The organism is Mycolicibacterium sp. XJ2546 (genome assembly GCF_053483195.1).
The window spans coordinates 56134-78897 of record NZ_JBEFRW010000011.1 but is presented as its reverse complement, the minus strand read 5'-3'; the positions used below and the strand labels follow the sequence as shown (position 1 = coordinate 78897).

The window sequence follows — 22764 nt, the reverse complement described above, 5'->3', positions numbered from 1 at the left end:
AGTGTTGACGGTAGCAGCCTTTCGAGGATCTACAGCACTGGATCACCAAACGATAGCTCCGCCAAGCGAATTACATTGTAAACAACGCCTAGTGCACTAAACACGCTGACACACTGCGTATCTCAGCCGTACGCGAGCAGCAGCGGCACGACCTGTTCAGCAAAGGTCAACGAGCCGTGATGGCCGATCAGTGACGACTCCATCGGCTCAACGTCACGCCGAACCATGACGGCGGAGTGGCGCGCAGCGGCCACCACGTCACCGATTCGTGGCCTGACCGTGTCGCTGACGTGCTCACCGAACCACCCGGCGTCGATCGCCTGGTCGCGAGATACCGCCCAAGCTCGATCGGCCAGCACCTCCTGCCAAGCTGCGAGCACGTCGTCCAGCGCGCCGTCGTCGACGTACACGTGCCGTGCACGCGGCTCGCCACCGACGGCCGCCACACCGTCGAGCAGCGCATCGTGGTCATCGATGTCGACGATGTCGGCGGGCTGCGCACTGACCATGCCGTGATCGGCCACGACGGCCAGCAATCCGCCGGCCGGCATCTCCTCGAGGATCGACTCGACCAGCCGGTCGACGTGGCGCAACTGCATCCGCCATGCCTGCGACCCCGGACCGTACAGATGACCCAGAAGGTCGAGTTCGCTGTGGTAGCCGTAGCAGAACCCGTTGGCGGCCAAGGTTTCTCGGATGTTCGACGCCAGGTCGCCGAGCGCTTGGACGCCGACGTACCGACCGCCCCGCAGCGCAGCCCGGGTCATACCCGAGTTGGTGAACTCCGCGCCGGAGATGATGTTGACCGCGACGCCTGCCGACGTGGCTCGCTCGAAGACGGTGGGGTGCGGTTGCACGTCCTCGGGCGGCACGTCACCGCGAAGGTCGTTGCCCCAGGGGTGCGGTCGCCACCGCAGCGGGTTGATGAGCCCGACGTCGGGCAGCCGGAACGAGTAGCCGACCAGGCCGTGCTCACCGGAGCGGCAGCCGGTGCCCAACGCCGCAAGCCCGGCCACCGTCGTCGACGGAAATCCGACCTGCAACGTTTGGCCTCGCAGACCGGCCAGCACGGGGGCGTCGGCCACGTGGGCATCGAGCAGTTGCGCACCCAGCCCGTCGATCAGCAGCACACACGCCCCGGCGATGTCGTCGCGCAGGCCAATGCGGTGGTCAAACCCCTCTACACCCATCGCGGCGAGCACTGACGGCACCACGTCGGCCAGGTGCGGAAGATCGGCGTCGGGCTGCGGAAGGTCCACGAGCCCGAGCCTGCCACATCGTTGAGCATTGACATGCAGCCACGCGGCTGCCTACTGTGATATATGCAGCCATCCGGCTGCCTATAGCAGATGATGGCAATGATGGATGAGGTATTCCGGGCGCTCGCCGACCCCAACCGGCGTCGCCTGCTCGACAGCTTGAACGCCCGCAATGGGCAAACCCTGCGCGGTCTGTGCGCGGGTCTGTCGATGGCGCGACAGTCGGTGAGCAAGCACCTGGCGGTGCTGGAGGACGCGAAGCTGATCACCACCATGTGGCGGGGCCGGGAAAAGCTGCACTACCTCAACGCCGCACCCATCAACGCCATCGCCGACCGCTGGATCAACCAGTACGACCGCTCGCGGGTGCAGACGCTCGCCGACCTCAAGACAGCATTGGAGACCCAACCGATGGGCAGCGCCGAATTCGTTTACACGACCTACATCCGCACCACCCCCGAACGACTGTGGCGAGCAGTCACCGACCCGGCATTCTCACACCGATATATGGGCCATGCCTTGGTGTCGGATTTCGAGAAGGGCTCGCGTTACGTATGGGCTGACCGCAATCTCGAGATCGAGCACCCGGATCAGGTCATCCTCGAATCCGAGCCCTATCGCAGGCTGGTCTTCACCTTCCACACATTCGTACCCGAACTGACCGCGGTGGGACTGGACGAAGAGACGATTGCAAAGGCGGCGGCCGAAAAACGGTCCCGGGTGTCGTTCGACATTGAACCGGTCGATAATGGCATGGTCAAGCTGACCGTCATCCACGACGCCTTCCCGCCGGAAAGCACTGTGCGCGAGCTGATCTCGGGCGGATGGCCGTGGAAGCTGGCCAACCTCAAGAGTGGTTTGGAGGAGGAATCGCGATGAACACACCACCCATCGTGACGGCGCAGGAGTGGGAGGCTGCGCGCCGGGAGATGCTCGTCGACGAGAAGGAGGTTCAGCGGGCCCGGGATGCCCTCGCTGCGAAGCGGCGCAGGATGCCGTGGATGGCCGTGGACAGGGAGTACCTGTTCGACGGCCCCGACGGCACAGTGAGCCTTCTCGATTTGTTCGACGGCCGCCGCCAACTGATCGTCTACCGTGCGTTCATCGAACCCGGCACCGGCGACTGGCCCGAACACGGCTGCGTTGGTTGCTCGTTGATGGCCGACCATGTGCCGAACCTCGCTCACCTCAATGCGCGGGACACCACGTTCGTATACGTGTCGCGCGCCTCCCAATCTGACCTCACGCGGATGACGTCAAAGATGGGCTGGCGCCACCCGTGGTTCACGATCACCGACGATTTCGACAAGGAATTCGGATGCGACGAGTACCACGCCACCAACGCATTCATTCGTGACGACAGCGATCGGATCTTCCGTTCCTACTGCATCGACGGCCGCGGCGACGAAGTGTTCGTCAACACCTGGAGCCTTCTCGACATGACTGCCCTTGGGCGGCAGGAGGACTGGGAAGATTCGCCCGAGGGGTACCCACAGTCCGCGCCATATGAGTGGTGGATCTGGCACGATACGGGCACCGGTGAGTCGTAGGTCAAATCGCTAGGACGGCACGCTGGCCAACGCCTGCGCAACACACTCCGACCAGCGAGCCCGGTCGACCGTCTCGAACGCCTCGTCACCGCCAAACGCACTGGAGATCACCAGATCAGGGCTGACACTGTCCAGCAGCTTGAGGCTGTCGCGCATGGCGGCAGGATCTCCCCGCCCCGGCACCACGAAGGTGGACCAGGTGCCCGCGTCGGTCGGAAACATCGTGTCACCGGTGAAAAGGTACTTCTCGCCACCACTACCGGTCACCAGATAGCAGGTACTTCCGGCTGAATGTCCCGGTGTCGGAAGTACTTCCACATCGTTGTCATCCACGTGCCGTACCGCGCGCACCGCGACGTCGACGCGATCATGCTTGGAGATGTCGTCGACTTCGGCCGCAGGAGCGTGCAACCGCCGGCCGAAGCGCTCCGAGATTCCGACGAGGTTCGGTCCTGCCTCGTCGAGATGGGAAAGGTACTGCTCGCTCACCCCGCCAAGCGCGTCGAGCGCGTCGAACTCCGCGTCGGTGGCGGGGTTGTAGAACAACACGTTGCCGGTGGTCCGACGCCACAAGTAGGCGTGCGTGGTCAAACCGGGGAACGGCGAATCCATTCGCGTCTGGAACAGATCATCACGGATGCGTGTCAATGTGTTACTCATGCTTCCCAGCCTGCAATCTCAACCGCTGTTGAGGTCAACACTTGATCGAAGTCACGTTTGAGTCCGCATGACCTTGGTAATCCGTAGGCAGTCGAAAGGCGAGGTCTTGGGTCGAATCGTGGTAGCCGCCAGTCCGCTGGCCGGACATGTGGTCCCGATGTTGCGTATCGGCACACACCTCAAAGACCACGGTCACGACGTCATTGTCATCACCGGCTCCGAGTTCGGCGACGTCGTTCGCCGCGCCGGGCTGTCACTGCAGGCGCTCGACCGGTCGGGGCTCATCGACGACCTGCCTTCGCCGTGGGTGCTGCGTACACCGAAGCTGTTGCGCCGCTATTTGCTTGGCATTGCCGAGATGCGGTCGACTTTTGTCGAGCCGTTGACCGCCCAGTTTTCCACGCTCAACCGGGTGTTGGAGCAAGGCCCGGTCGATACGGTGCTCGCCGATCTGACCTTCACCGGGGTGCTGCCCCTGGTGCTCGGCGAGCGGCCGCGTCCGCAGATTCTGGCCGTCGGCGTCGGGCCTCTCACCCTGACTAGCGCCGACACCCCGCCCTTCGGAATGGCGTGGCAACCACAGCCAGGAACGGACTACCAACCGATGAACGACGTGGTCCGGAAGTTCCTCCTGCGCGGCATTTCCGCCGACCTGAACGACGCACTCGCGCGCTGCGGCACACCACCGCTGCCCGTACCGCTCACGGACTGGCCCCGGCTGGCTGACCGGCTGCTCCAGCTGACCGTACGCGGATTCGAATACCCCCGCAGCGACCTGCCCGTCAACATCGACTTCGTCGGACCGGTGATACCGGACAGCTCCGAGCATTTCGAGCCGCCGCCGTGGTGGAATGAGATCGTCGCGGCACCGACCGTCGTCCACGTCACCCAGGGCACTTTCGACAACCGGAACATCAACCAGTTGATCCGCCCCACGCTGCGGGCGTTCGACGGCATGAACATCGCTGTTGTCGCAACCACAGGCCGGCCCGTTGACCAAACCATGACCGCAGACCTTCCGCGAAACGCGTTCGTGACCGATTGGATCCCGTACTCGATGCTGCTGCCGCACGTCGACGCGGTCGTGACCAACGGCGGCTACGGTGGTGTGCATCATGCGCTGCGCCAAGGCATTCCGCTGGTCATCGCGGGGGAGACGTCTGACAAGGCGGAAGTGGCCGCCCGGGTGGCCTACTCGGGTGCCGGCGTCAACCTCGGCACCGCGACGCCGACGTCCACGCAGATTAGAGCGGCGGTGTCGGAAGTGCTCAGCGAATCGTCCTACCGCGCAGCGGCACACCGGATCGGCAGCGACATCGTCGCCTCCGACGCGCTGGGCACCATAGCGGAGCGCGTCACCGCCTCCACCAGGGCTTCCGAACTCTAACCGCTCACTGCACAATTCGCGCAGCGACGTCATCGGCGACGGCCAACGCCTGCGGATTTTCGGCCGGTATATAGCGATCGGCGAGGGCATCGTGGGCCGCGCCGGCAATCGCCGCATGGTCGGTGTCGAGTTCGACCAGTTCGACAGGCCACTCGTTGGTGCGCAGCGTTTCCGCGAAGTCGCGGCTGACTGTCACCGGAACGATGTGGTCACCGATGCCATGCAGCAGCGTGATAGGTGAAGGGTTATATCCGGACAGATCGGTGGGTAAGGCTTCTCCCGAGATCGGGTCGGCCACCACGAACGCACCAGCCAGGCAGACGGTGCGCGTGAACCGCACGCCAAGCGCGCCGGCATGGATCGTCGCCCCGGCCGCGGCGAGCCCGCCCAACGACCATCCGACCAACACCAGCGCGTCGGGGTCCGCGCAGCGACCGCGTGCAAACTCGAGCGAGCCCAACAGATCGGCGCGACCACGGTCGTCGGTCTGCGAATTCCAGTCGGGCACCACCACCGCGAAGCCGCGGTCCGCCACCCGTTGCGCGAGCGGCCGCATCGTCTCGCGGGCGTCGGTCTGCGCCCCGTGCCACATGAGAACGGTGCGTTGTGCTTGCTCGCCCCAGAGATCGACCTGCCGGCCCGGAGCGTATTCGGCTGTCTCCATGGACACAGGCATTCCCCGCCGACGCGGGGGACTAACGGACCAAGACGCGACGCACCAGCGCGTCGAGCGTACTTGCCGCAAAATATGTGGTCATCGCGGCTTCCACGTTGCGACCTGATCTGGGGGAGCGGCCCCGGCTGATGCGGTGGATCTGCTCGGTGTACCAGATGGTTTCGGCCGCGCCGGCGAACCGAGGAATGCGGCCCCGCCGCGGTCGTGCCGTGCTCACCGCATACGTCGATGGCTCCGGAATGCAGCGCGGCCTCCATCGCCGCGGCGCTTCGCAGACCTCCGGTCAGCATCAACGGCATACGTGCGCGTGCCCGCACGCGTTCGGCGTAGTCGAGAAAATAGGCTTCCCGCGCGCGGGTGGACTCCGCCGCCCCGGTCATCATCGCGGTCGACTCGAACGTGCCGCCCGATATCTCCAGCAGATCGACACCCGCATCGCCGAGGCTGTCGACGACTGCCATCGACTCCTCCTCGTCGAAGCCGGCGTGCACAGCGATCTGCGCGCTGCGCGCGAAACGCTGCACCAAACCCGCGATTTCGGAGATGGTCAACGCTCGTGGCCGCGCGAAGCCACCGCGCAGGCTCGTCATCTCCTGCGCGGACGGCGCAACCGGGCGGCTGGACAAACTGCGGGGTATCTGGCGCCCGGCGTGGTTGAGCTGCACCCAGCACTGCGCGCCGCCGGAGCGGGCGGCAGCCGCCCAGGCCCGCAGCGTCGAGATGTCTCGCTCGTCCTCGACCACGACCTGGCGCGGCTCGGAGACCGCGGCGCGGTCGACTATCACGTTGCCGGTGACCACCAGCCCGCATCCGCTGCGCGCCCAGGTGTCATACAGCCGCACGTGTGCGCGGGTGGGTTTACCGGTGAGCGTCGCCAGCTGCTCACTCATCGCCGCCTTCGCGACACGGTTCGGCAGCACTGTGCCACAGGGTAATTCGAGCGGCTGTGCAAGCATCATGCCGGCCGAGTGTACCGCTCGACGAACCGCCGCAGGATGGTCGGCGGGTGTTGCACATCCCATTGTCGCGCAGCTTCTTTCAATGCTTCTGCGGATTCCGGCGCGAAGTAACCGTGGTTCTTGTAAACGGTGATACGGGTGAAGATACCGCCGATGTCGAGTTCGGGATGGAACTGTGTGGCGTAGACGTTCTGGCCGACGCGGAACGCCTGGACCGGACAATCCGGTGACGACGCCAGGCACGCGGTATCCGGAGGAAGCTGCGCGGCGGCCTCCTTGTGTCCGCCGTAGGCGTCGAAAGCCTCTGGCAGATCGGCAAACAGCGGATCGTCGCGGCCCTCCTCGGTGACGGTGATCCGCATTCCGCCGACCGGTTCGGTGTAGGTGCGGTCGATGGTCGCGCCGATGAGGGTGCCGAGCGTGCCGACGCCGTAACAGCATCCAAGGAACGGAAAATCCTGTTCCACCATGCGCGCGATCAACGCCAGCAGTTCCGACTCGGCGCGTTGTTGCACGGCCGATTTGGTATCGGCCGGATCGCTGACGTTGTAGGGTCCGCCGCCGAGGATGACGCCCGACCAGTCGGCGAGGTCGACGGGCCCCAGCGGCCGGTGGGTCAGCCGGATCCGGTGCAGGCTTGTGGTGTCCAGGCCACCGAAACGCATCATCGCCAGGTATTCGTCGTCGGCGGCTTCGTCTTCACCGCGGATCGACAGCAGCAGAAACGGACGATGCGCCAATTGCACGGCACCCCGCGAGCCAGCTGAGCCCGCGGGGTGTCGCACCCAGCTATTGTCGGCCAAACACCGGTGTTACTGGTGCAGGTCGAACCGATCGTTGTTCATCACCTTGGTCCAGGCGGCAACGAAGTCGTCCACGAACTTCTGCTTGCAGTCGTCCTGCGCGTAGACCTCGGCCAGCGCCCGCAGCTGCGAGTGCGAACCGAACACCAGGTCGTTGGCGGTCGCGGTCCACTTGGGCTGGCCGGTGGCCCGGTCCACACCCTCGTAGACGTTCTCGGCCTGTCCGCCCTTCCATTCCGTGCGCATGTCGAGCAGGTTGACGAAGAAGTCGTTCGTCAGCACGCCGGGCCGGTCGGTGAGCACGCCGTGCTTGGTGCCGCCGAAATTGGCGCCCAGCACGCGCAGGCCGCCGATGAGCGCCGTCATCTCCGGAGCGGTCAGGTTGAGCATGTACGCCCGGTCCACCAGAAGCCGTTCGACCTGGGTCTTCTCATTGGGCCGAATGTAGTTGCGGAACCCGTCGGCCCGCGGCTCGATGACGGCGAACGACTCGACGTCGGTCTGCTCCTGCGAGGCGTCGGTGCGACCCGGCGCGAACGGCACCGTGACGTCGAATCCGGCGTCCTTGGCGGCCTTTTCGACCGCCGCGGAACCCGCGAGCACGATCAGGTCGGCCAGTGAGATCTTCTTGCCGCCCGATGCGGAGCCGTTGAAGTCCTGCTGGATCTTCTCGAGCACCGGCAGCACCTTGGCCAGCTCGGCAGGCTCGTTGACGTCCCAGTTCTTCTGCGGTTCCAACCGGATCCGGGCACCATTGGCGCCGCCGCGCTTGTCGGTGCCGCGGAAGCTGGCCGCCGACGCCCACGCCGTCTTGATCAACTGGGTGCCAGACAGACCCGACTCCAGCACCTTCGCCTTCAGCGCAGCGATGTCGGCGTCGTCGACCAACTCATGGTCGACGGCAGGCACCGGGTCCTGCCAGACGTAGGTTTCGCTGGGAGCCCACGGTCCCACGTATCGCGACGCCGGACCCATGTCGCGGTGCAGCAGCTTGAACCACGCCTTGGCGAACGCTTCGGCCAGTTCCTCCGGATGGTCGAGCCAACGCCGGGTGATGTCGGCGTAGATCGGGCTGACCCGCATCGACACGTCGGTCACCAGCATGTAGGGCTTGCGCTTCTTGGTGGGGTCGTGCGGTTCGGGGATGACGTCCTCGGCGTCCTTGGCGACGTACTGCCAGGCCCCGGCGGGGCTCTTCGTCAGCTCCCACTCGTAGCCGTACAGGGTTTCCAGGAAGCTGTTGTCCCACTTGGTCGGGGTGGGCGTCCAGACCACCTCGAGACCACTGACCACCGCGTCGGCGCCCTTGCCCGAGCCGTAGGCGCTCTTCCAGCCCAGCCCCTGCTGCTCGATGGGCGCAGCTTCGGGTTCCGGGCCGACCAGGTCGGCGTCGCCGGCGCCGTGGGTCTTGCCGAAGGTGTGGCCGCCGACGATCAGCGCGGCGGTCTCCTCATCGTTCATCGCCATGCGGCCGAACGTCTCGCGGATGTCGATCGCGGCCTTGATCGGATCGGGCTCACCTTCGGGGCCCTCCGGGTTGACGTAGATCAGGCCCATTGTCGTCGCGCCGAACGGCTCGGCCAGTTCACGTTCGCCGGAGTAGCGCTTGTCGGTGCCCAGCCAGGTGTCCTCGAAGCCCCACAGGGTCTCCTCGGGCTCCCAGATGTCCTCGCGGCCGAACGCGAAGCCGGCGGTCTTGAAGCCCATCGACTCCAGCGCGACGTTGCCGGCCAGCACCAGCAGGTCGGCCCACGACAGCTTGCGGCCGTACTTCTGCTTGATCGGCCACAACAGCCGGCGGGCCTTGTCCAGGCCATTGTTGTCCGGCCAGCTGTTGATCGGGGCGAAGCGCTGGGCGCCCTGACCACCGCCGCCGCGGCCGTCGTGGATCCGATAGGTGCCCGCAGAGTGCCAGCTCATCCGGATGAACAAGCCGCCGTAGTGGCCGTAGTCGGCGGGCCACCAGTCCTGCGACGTGGTCATCAGCTCGGCGAGGTCGCGCTTGACCGCGTCGAAGTCGAGCTTCTTGACCTCCTCGCGGTAGTTGAAGTCAGCGCCCAACGGGTTGGCCTTGACGTCTTGGGCGTGCAACACCGAGACGTCGACCTGGTTGGGCCACCAGTCCTGGTTTTTGAGCGGGGCGTGCGCCTTCGGGGTCGGGGAGGGGATTACCGGGTTTTCACTCTCGCTGGTGCTTTGGGTCTTCTCCGCTGAATGCGGCGGGCGAGCGTCGGATGTCACAATCTTCCTTCCGGTGGTTATCGGGCTGCGATCACGGTTGTGATCGGGAAACTTGCGAAATCGAGCAATCGGGACAAAGACCCCAGTAGATGACCTCGGCTTCGTCGAGTACGAAGCCGTCGAGCGTGCCGTCGTCGGACGGCGTGAGGCACGGTGCGTCACCGACGGCGCAGTCGACGTCGGCGATGACGCCGCACGACCGACACACGACATGGTGGTGGTTGTCGCCGACCCGCGACTCGTATCGTGCGACCGAGCCGGATGGCTGAATCTTGCGGACCAGGCCCGCACTGGTCAGCGCGGCAAGCACGTCGTACACCGCCTGGCGTGACACGTCGGGCAGAACCTTGCGGACGGCGCCGAAGATGGTCTCGGTGTCGGCGTGCGCGTGCGCGTACACCGTATCGAGCACTGCCACCCGCGGACGGGTTACGCGCAGACCAGCCCGTCGAAGCTGATCGGCGTAATCCGGCGTAGCGACCACATGACCAATATGCCGTCGTATCTGGAATCAGTCAAGACTTTACGCGGCGTGTTCATACTGGCGAAAGGCGACGTCACAGCGCGCGGGTTAGTTGCTCACTGGTTGCTGTTGAGCCCAAACCGCGCGGTTACCAATAAATTTCGGTTTCCCCGGGCGCGGCGCGCCGGGTTCCCGTTCCGCGGCGACGACGGGGGCGCTGGTACTCTGCGAAGCTGCCGTCAAGGTGGTGCGGGGAGGCAAGCCGCCCGACGACCAATGCTTGAGCGTGCCAGACCGAAACACCTGTAGCCCTCGCGAAAAGAGTTTTGTGCGCCCTACAGAGATCAGAGCCCTGTCTGGTCTGCGCATCGTCGCTGCCGTGTGGGTGGTGCTGTTTCACTTCCGTCCGCTGCTGGAGCAGGCCGCGCCGGGGCTGCGGTCGGCGCTGGCGCCGGTGCTCGACTGTGGCGCCCAGGGCGTCGACCTGTTCTTCATCCTCAGCGGGTTCGTGCTGACCTACAACTACCTCGACCGGATGGGTGAGAGGTGGTCGTGGCGCTCGACGCTGCACTTCCTGTGGCTTCGGCTGGCCCGGGTGTGGCCGGTCTATCTGGTGACGATGCACCTGGCGGCGCTGTGGATCATCTTCACGCTGCACATCGGGCACGTGCCGTCGGAGGCCGCCGATTCGCTGACGGCGATGAACTACATCAAGCAGTTCCTGTTGGTGCAGTTGTGGTTCCAGCCGTTCTTCGACGGATCGAGCTGGGACGGGCCGGCCTGGTCGATCAGCGCCGAGTGGCTGGCGTACCTGTTGTTCGGGGGACTGGTGCTGATCGTCTTCCGGATAGCCCGCTCGACCAGGCCCCGCGGTCTAGTTCTGCTCGCGGTGGCTGCCGCGATGCCGCCGATCCTGCTGTTGATGTCGACGGGCCAGTTCTATACGCCGTGGAGTTGGCTGCCGCGGATCGTCATGCAGTTCACCGCGGGCGCACTGCTGTGCGCCGCGGTCTGCAAGTTGCAGCCCTCGGATCGGGCCCGGCGCGGGGCCGGCTATGGCGCCTTATTGCTGGCCGCCGCGATCGTCGCCATCCTCTATCTGCTCGACGCGTACCCGCTGGCCAAGATCCCCGATTCCGCCGGTCTGGTCGATGTGCTGTTCGTGCCGTTGGTGTTCACGTTGGCGATCGGCGCGGGCGCCCTGCCGGGGCTGCTGGGGATCCGCCCGATGGTCTACCTCGGGCACATCTCGTTCAGCCTCTACATGGTGCACGAGCTGGTGCACACCACGTGGAACTGGATGGTCGACCAGTTCGAACTGCGCTTGCTCGCCGATTTCAACGGCAAGCTGACACTGCTTGCCATCATCGGGGTCGCGTTCGCCGGCGCGGTACTGCTGTATCACTTCGTCGAGGAGCCTGCTCGCAGGTGGATGCGCGGCATGATGAAACCCAGCGGCCCCGGCATCGAAGCAGGCATTGATTCGCCGCCCGGCAAGCTCGCGCCCATCCATGCGCCGCGCGAAGAGCGAGCCAAAGCGCTTTCGGCCCGCGCGGTGTGATCAACGTTTGCGCCGTCGCGCAATACGCTGTAGCGGTGAGACGTCTGGTCACCGTCGTAATCGCGCTCGCGCTGTTGGTCGGATTGGGTTGTCACCCGCCAACCTCGGTCAGCCACAAGGAGATAGTGGCGCTGGGTTTCGCGCTGAACCGCGTCGCGGTGATCAGCGACTCCTACACCACGGGCGGTGACGAGGGCGGTCTCGGCGAGAAGGGCTGGACCACGCGCGCCTGGCAGATGCTCGCCAAGCAGGGCATTGCCACCACTGCGGACGTCGGCGCCGAGGGCGGCGCGGGCTACGGCACCCGCGGTAACCGCGGGCATCTCTTCGAAGACCTGACCGCCGCGACGGTCAAACCCGACGACACGCTGGTGATCTTCTTCGGCTCGCGCAACGACCAAGGTGTCAACCCCGCCCAGCTGTCGATCCTGGTCTACGGCACCTTTCAACTGGCCCGCCGCATCGCTCCTGCGGCGAAGTTGCTGGTGATCGGTCCGGCTTGGCCCACCGCGAATCCGCCGGGAGACGTGCTGCGAATGCGCGACATCCTCGCGTATCAAGCCGATCTGGCCGGTGCGACGTTCGTCGACCCGATCGCAGCAGGCTGGTTCGTCGGGCAACCCGGGCTGATCGGCGCCGACGGCGTGCATCCCACCGACGCCGGACACGTCTACCTGGCGGAGAAGATCGCGCCGCTGATCCTCGCTCAACTACCGAGGCGCGTGTGACGGTGACTCTCGGCGCGCACCTCTACCGGATGCTGACCCGGCTGATGTCGCTGCGGGTCATCGTGATCGTGGCGGCGCTGTCGGTGGTCGCGTTGGTGATCACGCTGGGCGCGTGGGTCTGGTTCGGTGTCACCAACGATCAGTACAGCCAGCTGGACCGGCGATTGGATTCGGTGAGCAGCCTCGGTGATATCGGGGCGATGCTGGCCACCGCACAGCAGGACGACGCGGAGGCGCCGGTACCCAGTGGCGGGCTGGTGCGCACCGCGCGGGTGGACGGCGCCACGGTGTCGGTTCCGCCCGACATCGTGCTGCCCGAGTTCGAAGTCGGCTACACCGACACCACGATCGACGGCGTCGAGTACCGGGTGCGCACCTTCGAGGCCGGCGGCGCGACCATCGCGGTCGGCGCGCCGCTCGCCGACACCCAGCGCCGCATCGACGAGCTGCACCGGCGGGTGTTGCTCATCTGCGGCGGGGTCATCGTGGGCACCGTGCTGGTCGGCTGGGTGATGTGGCTCATCATGATCAACCCGTTCCGGTTGCTGGCCCAGCAGGCTCGCGCCATCAACGCGCAGTCGGCCCCCGACGAAGTCCAGGTGTGGGGCGTGCAGGAGGCGGTGGAGATCGCCGAGGCCGTCGAGGGAATGCTCGCGCGCATCGGCGACGAACAGCAACGCACCAGGGCCGCGCTGGAATCGGCCCGCGATTTCGCCGCAGTGGCCTCCCACGAACTGCGCACCCCGTTGACGGCGATGCGCACCAACCTCGAGGTGTTGTCCACCCTCGAGATGCGCCCCGACCAGCGCGAGGAGTTGATCGCCGACGTCATGCGGACTCAGAGCCGCATCGAGGCCACCCTGACCGCGCTAGAGCGCCTCGCCCAGGGTGAGCTGACGACCACCGACGACTTCGTGCCCTTCGACATCACCGAACTGCTCGACCGCGCCGCACACGATGCGCGGCGCAACTACCCCGGTGTCGACGTGTCGTTGCCGTCGTCGACGACGGTGCTGATGGTCGGGCTTCCCGCTGGACTGCGCCTGGTCATCGACAACGCGATCGCAAACGCGATCAAACACGGTGGCGCCACCGAAATCCGGCTCAGCGCCCTCACTTCCGGCGAGGGCGTCGAGATCGCCGTCGACGACAACGGGGCCGGGGTCCCGGAAGAGGAACGCGCTCGGGTGTTTCAGCGGTTCTCCCGAGGTTCGACGGCGGCAAGAGCGGGTTCGGGGCTCGGGCTTGCGCTGGTGGCCCAGCAGGCCGAGATTCACGGCGGTACCGCAAGCCTGGACGCCAGCCCGCTCGGCGGGGCGCGGCTGCTTCTGCGGTTACCGGGACCCCGGTGAGGGCAGAATTGGCATTAACATCTGCGGATGGCAAAAGTCGAGCTGACCCGTGAACTGACGTTGAGCCCGGAAGATGCGTGGGACCGCGCCTCCGACTTCCACTCGCTGGGCGACTGGCTGACGATGCACGAAGGTTGGCGAAGCGAGCTACCCGACGAATTAACCGTCGGGACAACGATCGTCGGGGTGGCCGGCGCGAAAGGCCTGCGCAATCGGGTCACCTGGACGGTGAAGAGTTACGACCCGCCCCGGCTGCTGGAAGTCACCGGCAGCGGCGTGGGCGGGACCAGGTACGGCCTCAAGATGAGGGTCACACCGAGTGAAACCGGCTGCACTTTCACCGTCACCGTCAACCTCGGAGGGGCGCCGTTGTTCGGCCCGATCGGTTCGACCGCCGCGCGTGCGGTTAAAGGCGATATCGACCGCTCGATCGAGCGATTCGAGGAGCTCTACGGCGGGTAACACCGTGTCGTGTCACAAACTGCGGATTTGACTGTTCTTGACCCTCGAACCGGCGACACGGTCAGCCGGATCCCGATCACCGACAACCACGCGTGCGAGGACGCCGTCGCGCGGGCCCGCGCGGCATTTCCGGCCTGGGCGCGCACACCTGCCGCCGAACGCGCGGCCGCGCTGAGCGCAGCCGCCGAGGCCGTGCGCGCCGCATCGGAGGAACTGGCCGAGCTCAACGAACGCGAGACCGGCAAGCTGACGGAGGACGCACTCGGTGGCGTCGCGGCAGGCGCGGGCACCCTCGCGCAGTACGCCGAGCTGGGCCCGCTTCACCGCGGTCGAAGCCTGCAGGGCGGTTGGGGTGCAACGGATCTGATGATCCCCGAACCGCGTGGCGTCGTCGCGGTGCTGACGCCGTGGAACGACCCCGTCGCCGTGGCCGCCGGCCTGTTGGGAGCCGCGCTGGTCACCGGAAACACCGTGGTGCACAAGCCAAGTGAACGCTGTCCCCGCACCGGACGCCGGTTCGCCGAACTGCTGGCTGCGCAGCTGCCGCAAGGTGTCCTCGAAATCGTCGACGGTGACGGGGAACTCGGCGCCCAGCTGGCATCCTCCGAAGAGGTGGACGTCGTGGCGCACGTGGGCAGTAGCGCCACCGGCCGGGCGATCGCGCGCTCGTGCGCCGAACGCGGCGCCAAAGCGGTGCTGGAGAACGGCGGTAACGACGCGCTGATCGTCGACGCCGGCCTTAATCCCCGGTGGGCCGCCGAGCAGGCCGCACTGGGCGCGTTCGCCAACGCCGGACAGATCTGCGTCTCGGTCGAGCGGGTGTACGTGGTCGAGTCCATCGCCGAGGCGTTTCTCGACGAGTTGGTTGCCGAAGCTCGCGTGTGGGGCGATCGGATCGGGCCGATGGTGGACAGGGCACAACGTGGACTTGTGCACGATCAGGTCGCCGGCGCGGTCGCCGAGGGGGCGCGGGTGTTGATCGGCGGTGCACCGCGCCCGGGCAAGGGCGCGTTCTACCCGCCGACCGTGCTCGCCGACTGCACACCGCATATGGCGGTGTTTGGTGAGGAGACGTTCGGCCCGGTGGCGCCGGTCAGGGTGGTCGAGACTTTCGAGGCCGCGTTGAGCGAGGCGGCCGACGACCGCTACGGGCTGTCCGCCACGGTGCTGACGGCCGATATGGCTCACGCACAGGAGGCGTGGCGCACGCTGCCGGTCGGCACGGTCAAGATCAACGACGTGTTCGGCGGAGCGCCAGGCGGCGCATCCGAGCCGCGCCGCGCCAGCGGCAACGGTTTCGGGTTCGGCCCCGAACTGCTCGACGAGTTGACCGAGATGAAAGTGGTGCACTGGTCACCGCCCGGCGCCTCGTAGCAAATGTTCGATAAGGGGTCGAAGCGCACCTGCCGACCCCGCGATATGGCGCCAAATGACGAAAACGAATCAGCGCCAGGCTAATTAGGGCATCGCCACTTATTCGATGTGGCAACGGAAACGTTGGAAATTTCTGTGAAATTGCTGTGTTGATCATGGGATTCGCCGGGTGCCCGTGGCGCACTTGACCGGTTGGTCTTCAGCAACGTCGGGGTAACACGGAGAGGAACTGCGGCGATGACGAATCACGGATTGACACCTGACGAGTTGGCGGCCGAGATGGCCGTCGCACTACCCGACAAAGAGGTCGTGTCCATCCTCGACCTCAACGTCGACGTCGACGTGTTCCTCGACGTCGCATCGCCGATCGACCTCGCGGTAGCCGCCCAACTGAACGTCGGCGCGCCGATCGACGCCGCGGCGGGCGCAAACGTGCTGTCGTACAACTCAACTGCCGGCGCCATGGTCGAGCAGACCGCGCAGGTCGACCAGCTCATCGAAGCCGACGCGTTGGCCGTGGCTGACCAAGACAGCGCCATCGACCAGAGCGACGTCGCCGACGGCGATCCCACCGTGCCCGATGATGATGACGACGACGGCAACGTGGAGGTCGGCGACCTGGCCACCCTGGAGGGCCCGCTGCTCAACGTCGACGTCAACGTGGATGTCGACACCGATCTGACCGCCCCGATCGCCGGCGCCGTGGCGGCCAACGCCAACGTGGCCGCACCCATCAGCGCCGCGGTGGCCGCCAACGTGCTGTCGATCGACTCCGATGCGGACGCGATCGCCACTCAGGATGCCGTCATCAACCAGGAACTCAGGGGTGTGACCAGCGCCGAGGCGATCCAGGTGTCCGACGTCGTGCAGGGCACCTCGCAGCCTGACGCCGACGGCGGCACCGACACGGCGGTCGGCGACGCGACGGGCGGCGAGTCCGCGGCGGCGGGCGCCGGCAGCGGTTCTGGTGCCGCGAGCGGTTCGAGCGGTGACAGCGGCGGGTCCGGCGGCGACGGCGGGAGTTCTGCCGGCTGAGCCGGCCTGAAACCCGCTGAGCCGTGGGGAGTGCCCAGGTGACCGCGACGGTCGACCGCGTCGTGCCGCGACGTGCGGACGGTGTCGAGCTGATCGGTGAACTCGAGGGATCGGGCCACCGGGTTGCGCCCGGCCTGGTCCGTCGCGCCGACGGCCAGACCCTCGCGTTGACCCCGTTGTTGTACGCGACGCTGCGCGAACTCGACGGTCACCGCACGCCCGCGGATGTCGCCGATGCGGTGACGGCGGCGACGGGCCGCAGCGTCAACGCGGACAACGTCAGCCACCTCGTCGAGCAGCGGTTGGCACCCATGGGCCTGACCGCCCTCGCCGACGGCAGCGAACCACAGGTGCAGAAGCGAGATCCGTTGCTGGGCCTGAAGTTACGCCGCACGATCACCGACCCGGCCCAGACCCAACGCCTCACCGATCCGTTCCGGTTCCTGTTCCGGCCAGCCATCGTCGTCGCCGTGCTCGCGGCGTTCGCGGTCGTGTGCTGGTGGGTGTGCTTCCACAAGGGGCTCGCCGCGGCGGCCTACGATGCGTTCGAACGACCTGGACTGCTGATCCTGGTGTTCGTCGTGACCGTGCTCTCGGCCGGCTTCCACGAGTTCGGCCACGCCGCGGCCGCCCGGTACGGCGGCGCGACCCCTGGTGTGATGGGCTTCGGCCTGTACCTGGTGTGGCCCGCGTTCTACACCGACGTCACGGACTCCTACCGGCTCAGCCGCAGGGGACGGCTACGCACCGACCTGGGCGGCTTGTACTTCAACGCCATCGTCGCGGTCGCCATCACGGCCTTGTGGCTTGGCCTGCGCTACGACGCGCTGCTGCTCGTCGTGGCCACCCAGATCATCCAGATGATCCGGCAGCTCACCCCGATGGTCAGGTTCGACGGCTACCACGTGCTGGCCGATCTGACCGGCGTGCCCGACCTGTACGGCCGGATCAAGCCGACCCTGCTCGGCATGTTGCCGTGGCGGTGGCGCGAACCGCAGGCAAACCAGCTCAAGTGGCGGGCGCGGATCGTCGTGACGGTCTGGGTGGTCACCGTGGTGCCGTTGCTGATCGCGATGCTGGTGCTGGCAGTCGTCGCGCTACCGCGGCTGCTCGGTTCGGCGTGGGCGGCCCTTGGCAAGCAGCACGACGTGCTGAGCAGCGCGTGGGCAGACGGCGATCTGGTGCAGGTCATCGCGCGGGTGCTGGCGATGATGGCGATCGTGATCCCGATGGCCGGCATCATCTACCTGCTGCTGCGGGTGGCCCGCCGCATCGGCGCCACCGCGTGGCAGTCCTCCGCGGGCAAGCCGGTGCAGCGCGCCGTCGTTGGCCTGCTCGGCGCGGCCGCCCTGATCGGCATCGCCTACGCGTGGTTCCCACACGGGGAGAACTACCGGCCGATCCAGGCGTCGGATCGCGGCACGATCAGCGACATCGTCTATGCGCTGCGGGTCGAGGCGATGGGTGAGCCGCGGCGGGCGGTCACCGGCGCCCCGGGCCCGGTCGCCGTCACCCAGCCACTTGCCGCGGGGCAGCGCGGTGTCATGCAGGCGCTGTGGGACACCCGCACGGCGCCGCCGACGTTCAACTCCCCACAGCTTGCGGTCATCGTCATACCCCGCCACGTGACGTCCGTGGCGAACGGCGGCGGATTCTTCACCACCGGGGCCGCCGCTGCCGCGCAGGACGACGTCGGCTGGGTCTTTCCGTTCGACAAGCCGATCGCTCCGGAACCCGGTGACGGCAACAATCAGGCGCTCGCGGTGAACACGACAGACGGAACAGTGGTCTACGACACGGCTTTCGCGCTGGTGTGGACCACCGACGAGGAACACGCGATGAACGTCAACGAGGCGCACGCGTATGCATCCTGTAATACGTGTGCGGCCGTCGCGGTCTCGTATCAAGTGGTGTTCGTCGTCGACCAGGATGACACCAACGACAACGTGGCTGTGCCGCAGAACTTGTCGGGCGCGCTGAACTACGAGTGTGTCAACTGCATGACGGTGTCGCTGGCCCGACAACTGTTCGTCACGCTCGACGAAGAGCTGTCACCGCAGGCCAGGGCCGAACTCGAGGCGCTGTGGGTGGAGATCGACGCCTACGGTGACGACATCGCGGCCGGGAAGGTGCCGTTGAACGAAATCGACGGCCGCCTCGACGAATACACCACCGAGATCATGTGGATCGTCGAAGAGGACCAACCCGGGACGTTTCCGTCGCTCACACCGACAACCGCTGCGCCCACGCCGACGCCGGTCTCCGTCGAGGAACCGCTGCCGTCGGTGACGAGCCCGCCGCCCAGCAGCACCACCACCACCGCGCCGGAGCCGTCGCTGACCACCGAGCCCGCCGAGCCCAGCGAAACCGCCGTCGGGGTAACCACTTCCAGCCCGACTACGACGAATGCCCCGACGACGACCCAGGATTCGGTGACCAGCGAGCCGACCACGGAGAGCACGGGCGTCGAGGACGCGACGACCGGCGCCGATACGACACCGGATGACACCGCGTCCGGCGACACCGACTCCGCCGACACATCGTCGGGGGCGTCATCCTCGGACGGCTCGTCTTCGGACGGGTCGACGTAGCGGCGTCAGCTCGCGGGCTGATCCTCCTTGCGGATCAGCCGCTGCAGCGCCTCGCGGTCCGAGGCCAGCAGCTCGTCGATGCGCTGCTGGTTCACGTCGGCGACGATGATCTCGCCGACCTCCTGGTAGACGTCGCGGAAGATCCCGTGGGACTTCATCTTCTCGGTTTGGTAGATGTTGTCCTCGGTGGGCGTGACGTAGTAGACCACCTCGGCCTTGAAGCGGTGGATCAGCCACAGATGGATGATGTCCATCAGGCGCTTCTGCCGCAGCTTCTCGGCGAAGGTGTTCTGGTCGCGCACGGTCAGGATGCTGCGTCCGTGCCGGTCCTTGATCGGGTCGACGATCGCGTTGGCGAGCTTCTCGCTCTCGCCGCTTTCCCGCTCGCCGAAGATGCCCAGCTCCAGCACGTCGGAGCCGGGCCGGGTCGGCCGCAACTGCACGCGCAGCGCCTCGTCGAGTTGGTAGTGCTTGCTCCACAGCGCCAGCCATTCCTCGAGCAGTTTCTTGGGCACCTCGGTCTGCACCAGGTGCTGGTGCTGTGTGGAGCCCTTGCCCATAGCCTTCGTGGTCGCCGTGCGGCCTGACGACGCGGCCAACGCGGCGTCGCTTCGCGGCCCACCGACCAGCGTTTGCGGTGTGCGGTAAGGCGATTCGACCAGCCGCATCTTGCGCTGCAGCCGCGCCAGCGCCAACATCCCGTCCTGTTTGAGGGCGGTCGCGAACTCCTCGGAGGCCACCCCGTCGACCTGGTGGCCGCCGTAGGTGATGAAGTTGAAGACGAAGCCCATCTTGGCCAGTTCCTCGGGGAAGGCGCGCATCTCGTCATCGGTCATGCCGGTGGTGTCCCAGTTGAACGAGGGGGACAGGTTGTAGGCCAGCATCTTGTCGGGGAATTCGGCGTGGATCGCCTCGGCGAACTCGCGTGCGTCGGCGAGATCGGCCGTCTTGGTCTCCATCCAGAGGATGTCGGCGAACGGCGCCGCCGCCAGCGATTTGGCGATCGCATACGGGATACCGCCGCGGACCTGGTAGTAGCCCTCCGGCGTCTTGGCCAGCTCGCAGTCCCAGCCCACGGCCGCGCCGACCTCGCGTGCTTTCTCGCGCGCGCTGTACATCGGCGCCCGGGTCGCGAACTCACGCCAGTCGTCGACGCTCATATCGAGCTGTTCGCCTTCGCTCTCCCGGAATTCGAGCAGCTCGGCGACGGCTTCGCCGTAGGTCATCAGCCCGGCATCCAGCTGCCAGGCGTCGACGAACTTCGACTCCACCTCGTCGAACAGGGCATCGAGTGATTGCTGCGGATCGTTCTGGTAGGTCGAGGCCGCCTCGCTGACCGCGTCGGCGATGCCGTGATGCTGCAGCCAGGCGCCGGCGGTCTCGTACTCGCCTTCGGGCAGCGCGTAGAGCAGGTGCCCGTTGAGTTCGGTGACGCCCAGCTCATAGAAGCGGCGCATCATCGCCAGGTAGCACGCCTTGTACGACGGGATCCTCAGGTTGGTGACCCCGAGCAGGAAGGGCTGGTCCCGCTCGTCGGCGCGGCTGTCGATCAGGTTCGCGGCCTCGGCGTCCGTGCGGGCCACGATAATGCCCGGCACACCCATCACGTCGAGCTGGAATCGCGCGGTGTTGAGCCGCTTGATCTGTTCGTCCGACGGCACCAGCACCTTGCCGCCCTGGTGTCCGCACTTCTTCGTGCCCGGGCGTTGGTCTTCGATATGGTAGCCGGGCACTCCGGCCTCGACGAACCGGCGGATCAGGTTGCGCACGTGCGGATCTCCGCCGTGGCCGGTGTCGGCGTCGGCGATGATGAACGGACGGAAGTCGACGGGAGGCGTCGCCGCAAGTTGTTCGCTGGTCATCTTCAGCCGCAGGTAGTGCTGGTTGCGGTCGGCGGTCAGCAGCGCCCGCACCAACCCGGCGGCCTCCTCGGGCACCTGGCTCAGCGGGTAGCTGGCCAGGTCGGGTCCGGGGTCTTCGGTGGTGGATCCCTTCGCCGACGTCGCCCAGCCTCCCAGATAGATCCCCTCGATACCGGTGCGCTTCATCGCGACCGCCTGGCCGGGGGAGTAGGGGCCGAAGGTGGTGATGCTCTTCTTCTGGGCGAACAGCTCACGCAGCCGGGCGTAGAAGGCGGTCGCGGCCTCCCGCGCGATGATGTAGTCCGACGGGATCGTGCCGCGTTGCTCGACGACCTGCCGTGCGGTGTAGAGCCGGGTGATCCCGTCGAATCGTGGGCTGTCGAAGTAACTCTGGGTGGCGGCGACGGCACGCTCGGACGGTGTCTGAGGCGCTGCATCCGCTTCGATGATGGCCATGAAATCAAGCCTACGGGCAGTGCGTCCGCGGCGATGCCTAATCAGGGCGTCCGACCGTGGTGACGATGTGCTCGGCGATCGCCAGCGACGATGTCGCCGCAGGCGACGGCGCGTTGCGCACGACGACGACGCGGTCGCGGAAGCTGAGCCGGAAGTCGTCAACCAGGCTGCCGTCGCTGTCGAGGGCCTGCGCCCGCACGCCGGCCACGCCGGCGACCACGTCGTCGTCGGCGAGTTCGGGCACATAGGCGCGGGCGGCGGCCAGGAACCTGCGCCGGCTCACCGACCCGGACAACTCCCGGACCCCGGTACGCCAGTGCTTTCTGGCGAACCGCCAGAAGGCCGGGGTGCCGGCGATGTCGACGAGGTCGCGCGCCGATACCGTCCGCCACCGGTAGCCCTCGCGGGCAAGGGCCAGAACAGCATTCGGACCGATCAGCACTTCCCCGTCGACGCGCGGGGTCAGGTGCACGCCGAGGAACGGATACCGCGGATCAGGCACCGGATAGACGAGCCCGTTCACCAGGTTGCGTCGATGCGGCTTCAGCGCGTAGTAGTCCCCGCGGAACGGCACGATCACCGGGTTGGCACCGTCGCCCACCAGCGCGGCCAACCGGTCGCTGTGCAGGCCGGCGCACACCACCACCCGGTCGAAGGCGCCATCGCGAACTGATTCGCCGCAGCGGGCGGTGATCACCACCTCGTCGCGTACCGTCTGCATCCCGACGACTTCATGGCCGAGCAGAATCTCGGCTCCGCCTGCGGCGGCGTCGGCGGCCAGCGCCCTGGTCACCTCGGCGAAGTCGACGATCGACGTCGACGGCGAATGCAATGCGGCGACCCCGCGCACGTGCGGTTCGAGTTCGCGCAACTCCCCGGGACCGATGATGCGCACGCCCGGCACCCCGTTGGCGTGTGCGCGCGCCGCGATGTCGTCCAGGCGGGCCCGTTCGGTGTCGTCGAGTGCGACGAGCACCTTGCCGCAGTCGATCCGGCGGATTCCGCGCTCGGCGCAGAACTCCTCGAGGAGTTCGACACCGCGCCGGCACAGCCGCGCCTTGTGGGAGCCGGGCTGGTAGTACAGGCCGGCGTGGATGACGCCCGAGTTGCGCCCGGTCTGGTGTGCGGCCAACCGGTTCTCTTTTTCGAACAGCGTCACCGCCGATTCCGCTTGGCGCCGCAGGATTTCGCGGGCTACGGCGACGCCGACTATGCCGCCGCCGACGACCGCGATGCGCGAACCTGTCATCCGACCTCCGGAACTGTTCCGATCGTGCCTTATAGCCTGCCCGCTGCGGCCGTCACAGCCGTTGGAGTCACCGTTCGGTCACGTTCTGGCATCTCA

At 66.7% G+C, this 22764-nt stretch carries 18 protein-coding genes and 1 pseudogene; 10 read left to right on the top strand and 9 right to left on the bottom strand.

Going from position 1 to position 22764, the window contains the following annotated elements; genetic code table 11:
- Positions 1-122 precede the first annotated feature (122 nt).
- A complete protein-coding gene (locus tag ABQE44_RS18150) occupies positions 123-1259 on the bottom strand; it encodes an alkaline phosphatase family protein (protein ID WP_448431185.1) in 1137 nt (378 codons plus the stop codon).
- 102 nt (positions 1260-1361) lie between these two features.
- Here ABQE44_RS18150 and ABQE44_RS18145 point away from each other — a divergent pair, with 102 nt between their 5' ends.
- Together ABQE44_RS18145 and ABQE44_RS18140 are read left to right on the top strand one after the other, a co-directional pair.
- Positions 1362-2138 carry an ArsR/SmtB family transcription factor gene (locus ABQE44_RS18145; RefSeq protein WP_448393881.1) on the top strand — a complete coding sequence of 259 codons (777 nt, stop codon included), beginning with the start codon at positions 1362-1364 and terminating at the stop codon, positions 2136-2138.
- Positions 2135-2809 carry a DUF899 domain-containing protein gene (locus ABQE44_RS18140; protein ID WP_448431183.1) on the top strand — a complete coding sequence of 225 codons (675 nt, stop codon included), beginning with the start codon at positions 2135-2137 and terminating at the stop codon, positions 2807-2809. The genes ABQE44_RS18145 and ABQE44_RS18140 overlap by 4 nt, the downstream gene beginning before the upstream one ends.
- 9 nt (positions 2810-2818) lie before the next feature.
- On the opposite strand, the gene ABQE44_RS18135 is transcribed toward ABQE44_RS18140, so the two are convergent.
- Complete coding sequence (locus ABQE44_RS18135) at positions 2819-3469, bottom strand: MBL fold metallo-hydrolase (RefSeq protein ID WP_448393879.1); 651 nt, start codon at positions 3467-3469, stop codon at positions 2819-2821.
- 118 nt (positions 3470-3587) lie between these two features.
- Between ABQE44_RS18135 and ABQE44_RS18130 the strand changes: the two genes are divergently transcribed.
- Positions 3588-4856: a nucleotide disphospho-sugar-binding domain-containing protein gene (locus tag ABQE44_RS18130; RefSeq protein WP_448431181.1), complete on the top strand. Its 1269-nt coding sequence runs from the start codon at positions 3588-3590 to the stop codon at positions 4854-4856.
- Positions 4857-4860: 4 nt separating this feature from the next.
- On the opposite strand, the gene ABQE44_RS18125 is transcribed toward ABQE44_RS18130, so the two are convergent.
- The 5 genes and pseudogenes from ABQE44_RS18125 to ABQE44_RS18105 all read right to left on the bottom strand — a co-directional run bounded on the left by ABQE44_RS18125 (position 4861) and on the right by ABQE44_RS18105 (position 10019).
- On the bottom strand, positions 4861-5520 hold the full coding sequence (locus ABQE44_RS18125) for an alpha/beta hydrolase family protein (protein WP_448394079.1): 660 nt from the start codon (positions 5518-5520) through the stop codon (positions 4861-4863).
- A 542-nt stretch (positions 5521-6062) separates the two neighbouring features.
- Positions 6063-6422, bottom strand: a pseudogene (locus tag ABQE44_RS18120) (oxidoreductase); the annotation flags it as partial.
- A gap of 65 nt (positions 6423-6487) precedes the next feature.
- Positions 6488-7231: a glutamine amidotransferase gene (locus ABQE44_RS18115; protein ID WP_448431249.1), complete on the bottom strand. Its 744-nt coding sequence runs from the start codon at positions 7229-7231 to the stop codon at positions 6488-6490.
- A 72-nt stretch (positions 7232-7303) separates the two neighbouring features.
- A complete protein-coding gene (gene katG / locus ABQE44_RS18110) occupies positions 7304-9535 on the bottom strand; it encodes a catalase/peroxidase HPI (RefSeq protein ID WP_448431179.1) in 2232 nt (743 codons plus the stop codon).
- Positions 9536-9566: 31 nt separating this feature from the next.
- Positions 9567-10019 carry a Fur family transcriptional regulator gene (locus ABQE44_RS18105; RefSeq protein WP_448393876.1) on the bottom strand — a complete coding sequence of 151 codons (453 nt, stop codon included), beginning with the start codon at positions 10017-10019 and terminating at the stop codon, positions 9567-9569.
- A 307-nt stretch (positions 10020-10326) separates the two neighbouring features.
- On the opposite strand from ABQE44_RS18105, the gene ABQE44_RS18100 reads away from it, so the two are divergent.
- The 7 genes from ABQE44_RS18100 (at position 10327) to ABQE44_RS18070 (ending at position 19101) form a co-directional block, all read left to right on the top strand.
- A complete protein-coding gene (locus ABQE44_RS18100) occupies positions 10327-11559 on the top strand; it encodes an acyltransferase family protein (protein ID WP_448393875.1) in 1233 nt (410 codons plus the stop codon).
- 35 nt (positions 11560-11594) lie between these two features.
- On the top strand, positions 11595-12287 hold the full coding sequence (locus ABQE44_RS18095) for an Rv0518 family GDSL lipase (RefSeq protein ID WP_448393874.1): 693 nt from the start codon (positions 11595-11597) through the stop codon (positions 12285-12287).
- A 29-nt stretch (positions 12288-12316) separates the two neighbouring features.
- A complete protein-coding gene (locus ABQE44_RS18090; protein ID WP_448394077.1) occupies positions 12317-13639 on the top strand; it encodes an ATP-binding protein in 1323 nt (440 codons plus the stop codon).
- Between the two features lie 27 nt (positions 13640-13666).
- Complete coding sequence (locus ABQE44_RS18085; protein ID WP_448431177.1) at positions 13667-14101, top strand: type II toxin-antitoxin system Rv0910 family toxin; 435 nt, start codon at positions 13667-13669, stop codon at positions 14099-14101.
- Positions 14102-14128: 27 nt separating this feature from the next.
- Positions 14129-15475: an aldehyde dehydrogenase family protein gene (locus tag ABQE44_RS18080; protein WP_448393872.1), complete on the top strand. Its 1347-nt coding sequence runs from the start codon at positions 14129-14131 to the stop codon at positions 15473-15475.
- A gap of 237 nt (positions 15476-15712) precedes the next feature.
- Positions 15713-16510 carry a peptidoglycan-binding protein gene (locus ABQE44_RS18075; RefSeq protein ID WP_448393871.1) on the top strand — a complete coding sequence of 266 codons (798 nt, stop codon included), beginning with the start codon at positions 15713-15715 and terminating at the stop codon, positions 16508-16510.
- A 38-nt stretch (positions 16511-16548) separates the two neighbouring features.
- On the top strand, positions 16549-19101 hold the full coding sequence (locus ABQE44_RS18070; protein WP_448431175.1) for a hypothetical protein: 2553 nt from the start codon (positions 16549-16551) through the stop codon (positions 19099-19101).
- 5 nt (positions 19102-19106) lie between these two features.
- Here the strand turns inward: ABQE44_RS18070 and aceA are convergent, their stop codons facing one another.
- Complete coding sequence (gene aceA, locus ABQE44_RS18065) at positions 19107-21419, bottom strand: isocitrate lyase ICL2 (protein ID WP_448431173.1); 2313 nt, start codon at positions 21417-21419, stop codon at positions 19107-19109.
- 37 nt (positions 21420-21456) lie between these two features.
- The gene (lhgO, locus tag ABQE44_RS18060; RefSeq protein WP_448431171.1) at positions 21457-22668 is read right to left on the bottom strand and encodes an L-2-hydroxyglutarate dehydrogenase; all 1212 of its coding nucleotides are present in this window, start codon (positions 22666-22668) and stop codon (positions 21457-21459) included.
- Between the last annotated feature and the right edge of the window lie 96 nt (positions 22669-22764).

What these genes read in the sequence shown, in the direction of transcription:
- ABQE44_RS18085 (WP_448431177.1), top strand. Translation starts at nt 13,667, where the DNA reads ATGGCAAAAGTCGAGCTGACCCGTGAACTGACGTTGAGCCCGGAAGAT.
- ABQE44_RS18125 (WP_448394079.1), bottom strand. Translation starts at nt 5,520, where the DNA reads ATGGAGACAGCCGAATACGCTCCGGGCCGGCAGGTCGATCTCTGGGGC.
- ABQE44_RS18135 (WP_448393879.1), bottom strand. Translation starts at nt 3,469, where the DNA reads ATGAGTAACACATTGACACGCATCCGTGATGATCTGTTCCAGACGCGA.
- ABQE44_RS18140 (WP_448431183.1), top strand. Translation starts at nt 2,135, where the DNA reads ATGAACACACCACCCATCGTGACGGCGCAGGAGTGGGAGGCTGCGCGC.
- ABQE44_RS18090 (WP_448394077.1), top strand. Translation starts at nt 12,317, where the DNA reads ATGCTGACCCGGCTGATGTCGCTGCGGGTCATCGTGATCGTGGCGGCG.
- lhgO (WP_448431171.1), bottom strand. Translation starts at nt 22,668, where the DNA reads ATGACAGGTTCGCGCATCGCGGTCGTCGGCGGCGGCATAGTCGGCGTC.
- ABQE44_RS18145 (WP_448393881.1), top strand. Translation starts at nt 1,362, where the DNA reads ATGGATGAGGTATTCCGGGCGCTCGCCGACCCCAACCGGCGTCGCCTG.
- aceA (WP_448431173.1), bottom strand. Translation starts at nt 21,419, where the DNA reads ATGGCCATCATCGAAGCGGATGCAGCGCCTCAGACACCGTCCGAGCGT.
- ABQE44_RS18075 (WP_448393871.1), top strand. Translation starts at nt 15,713, where the DNA reads ATGACGAATCACGGATTGACACCTGACGAGTTGGCGGCCGAGATGGCC.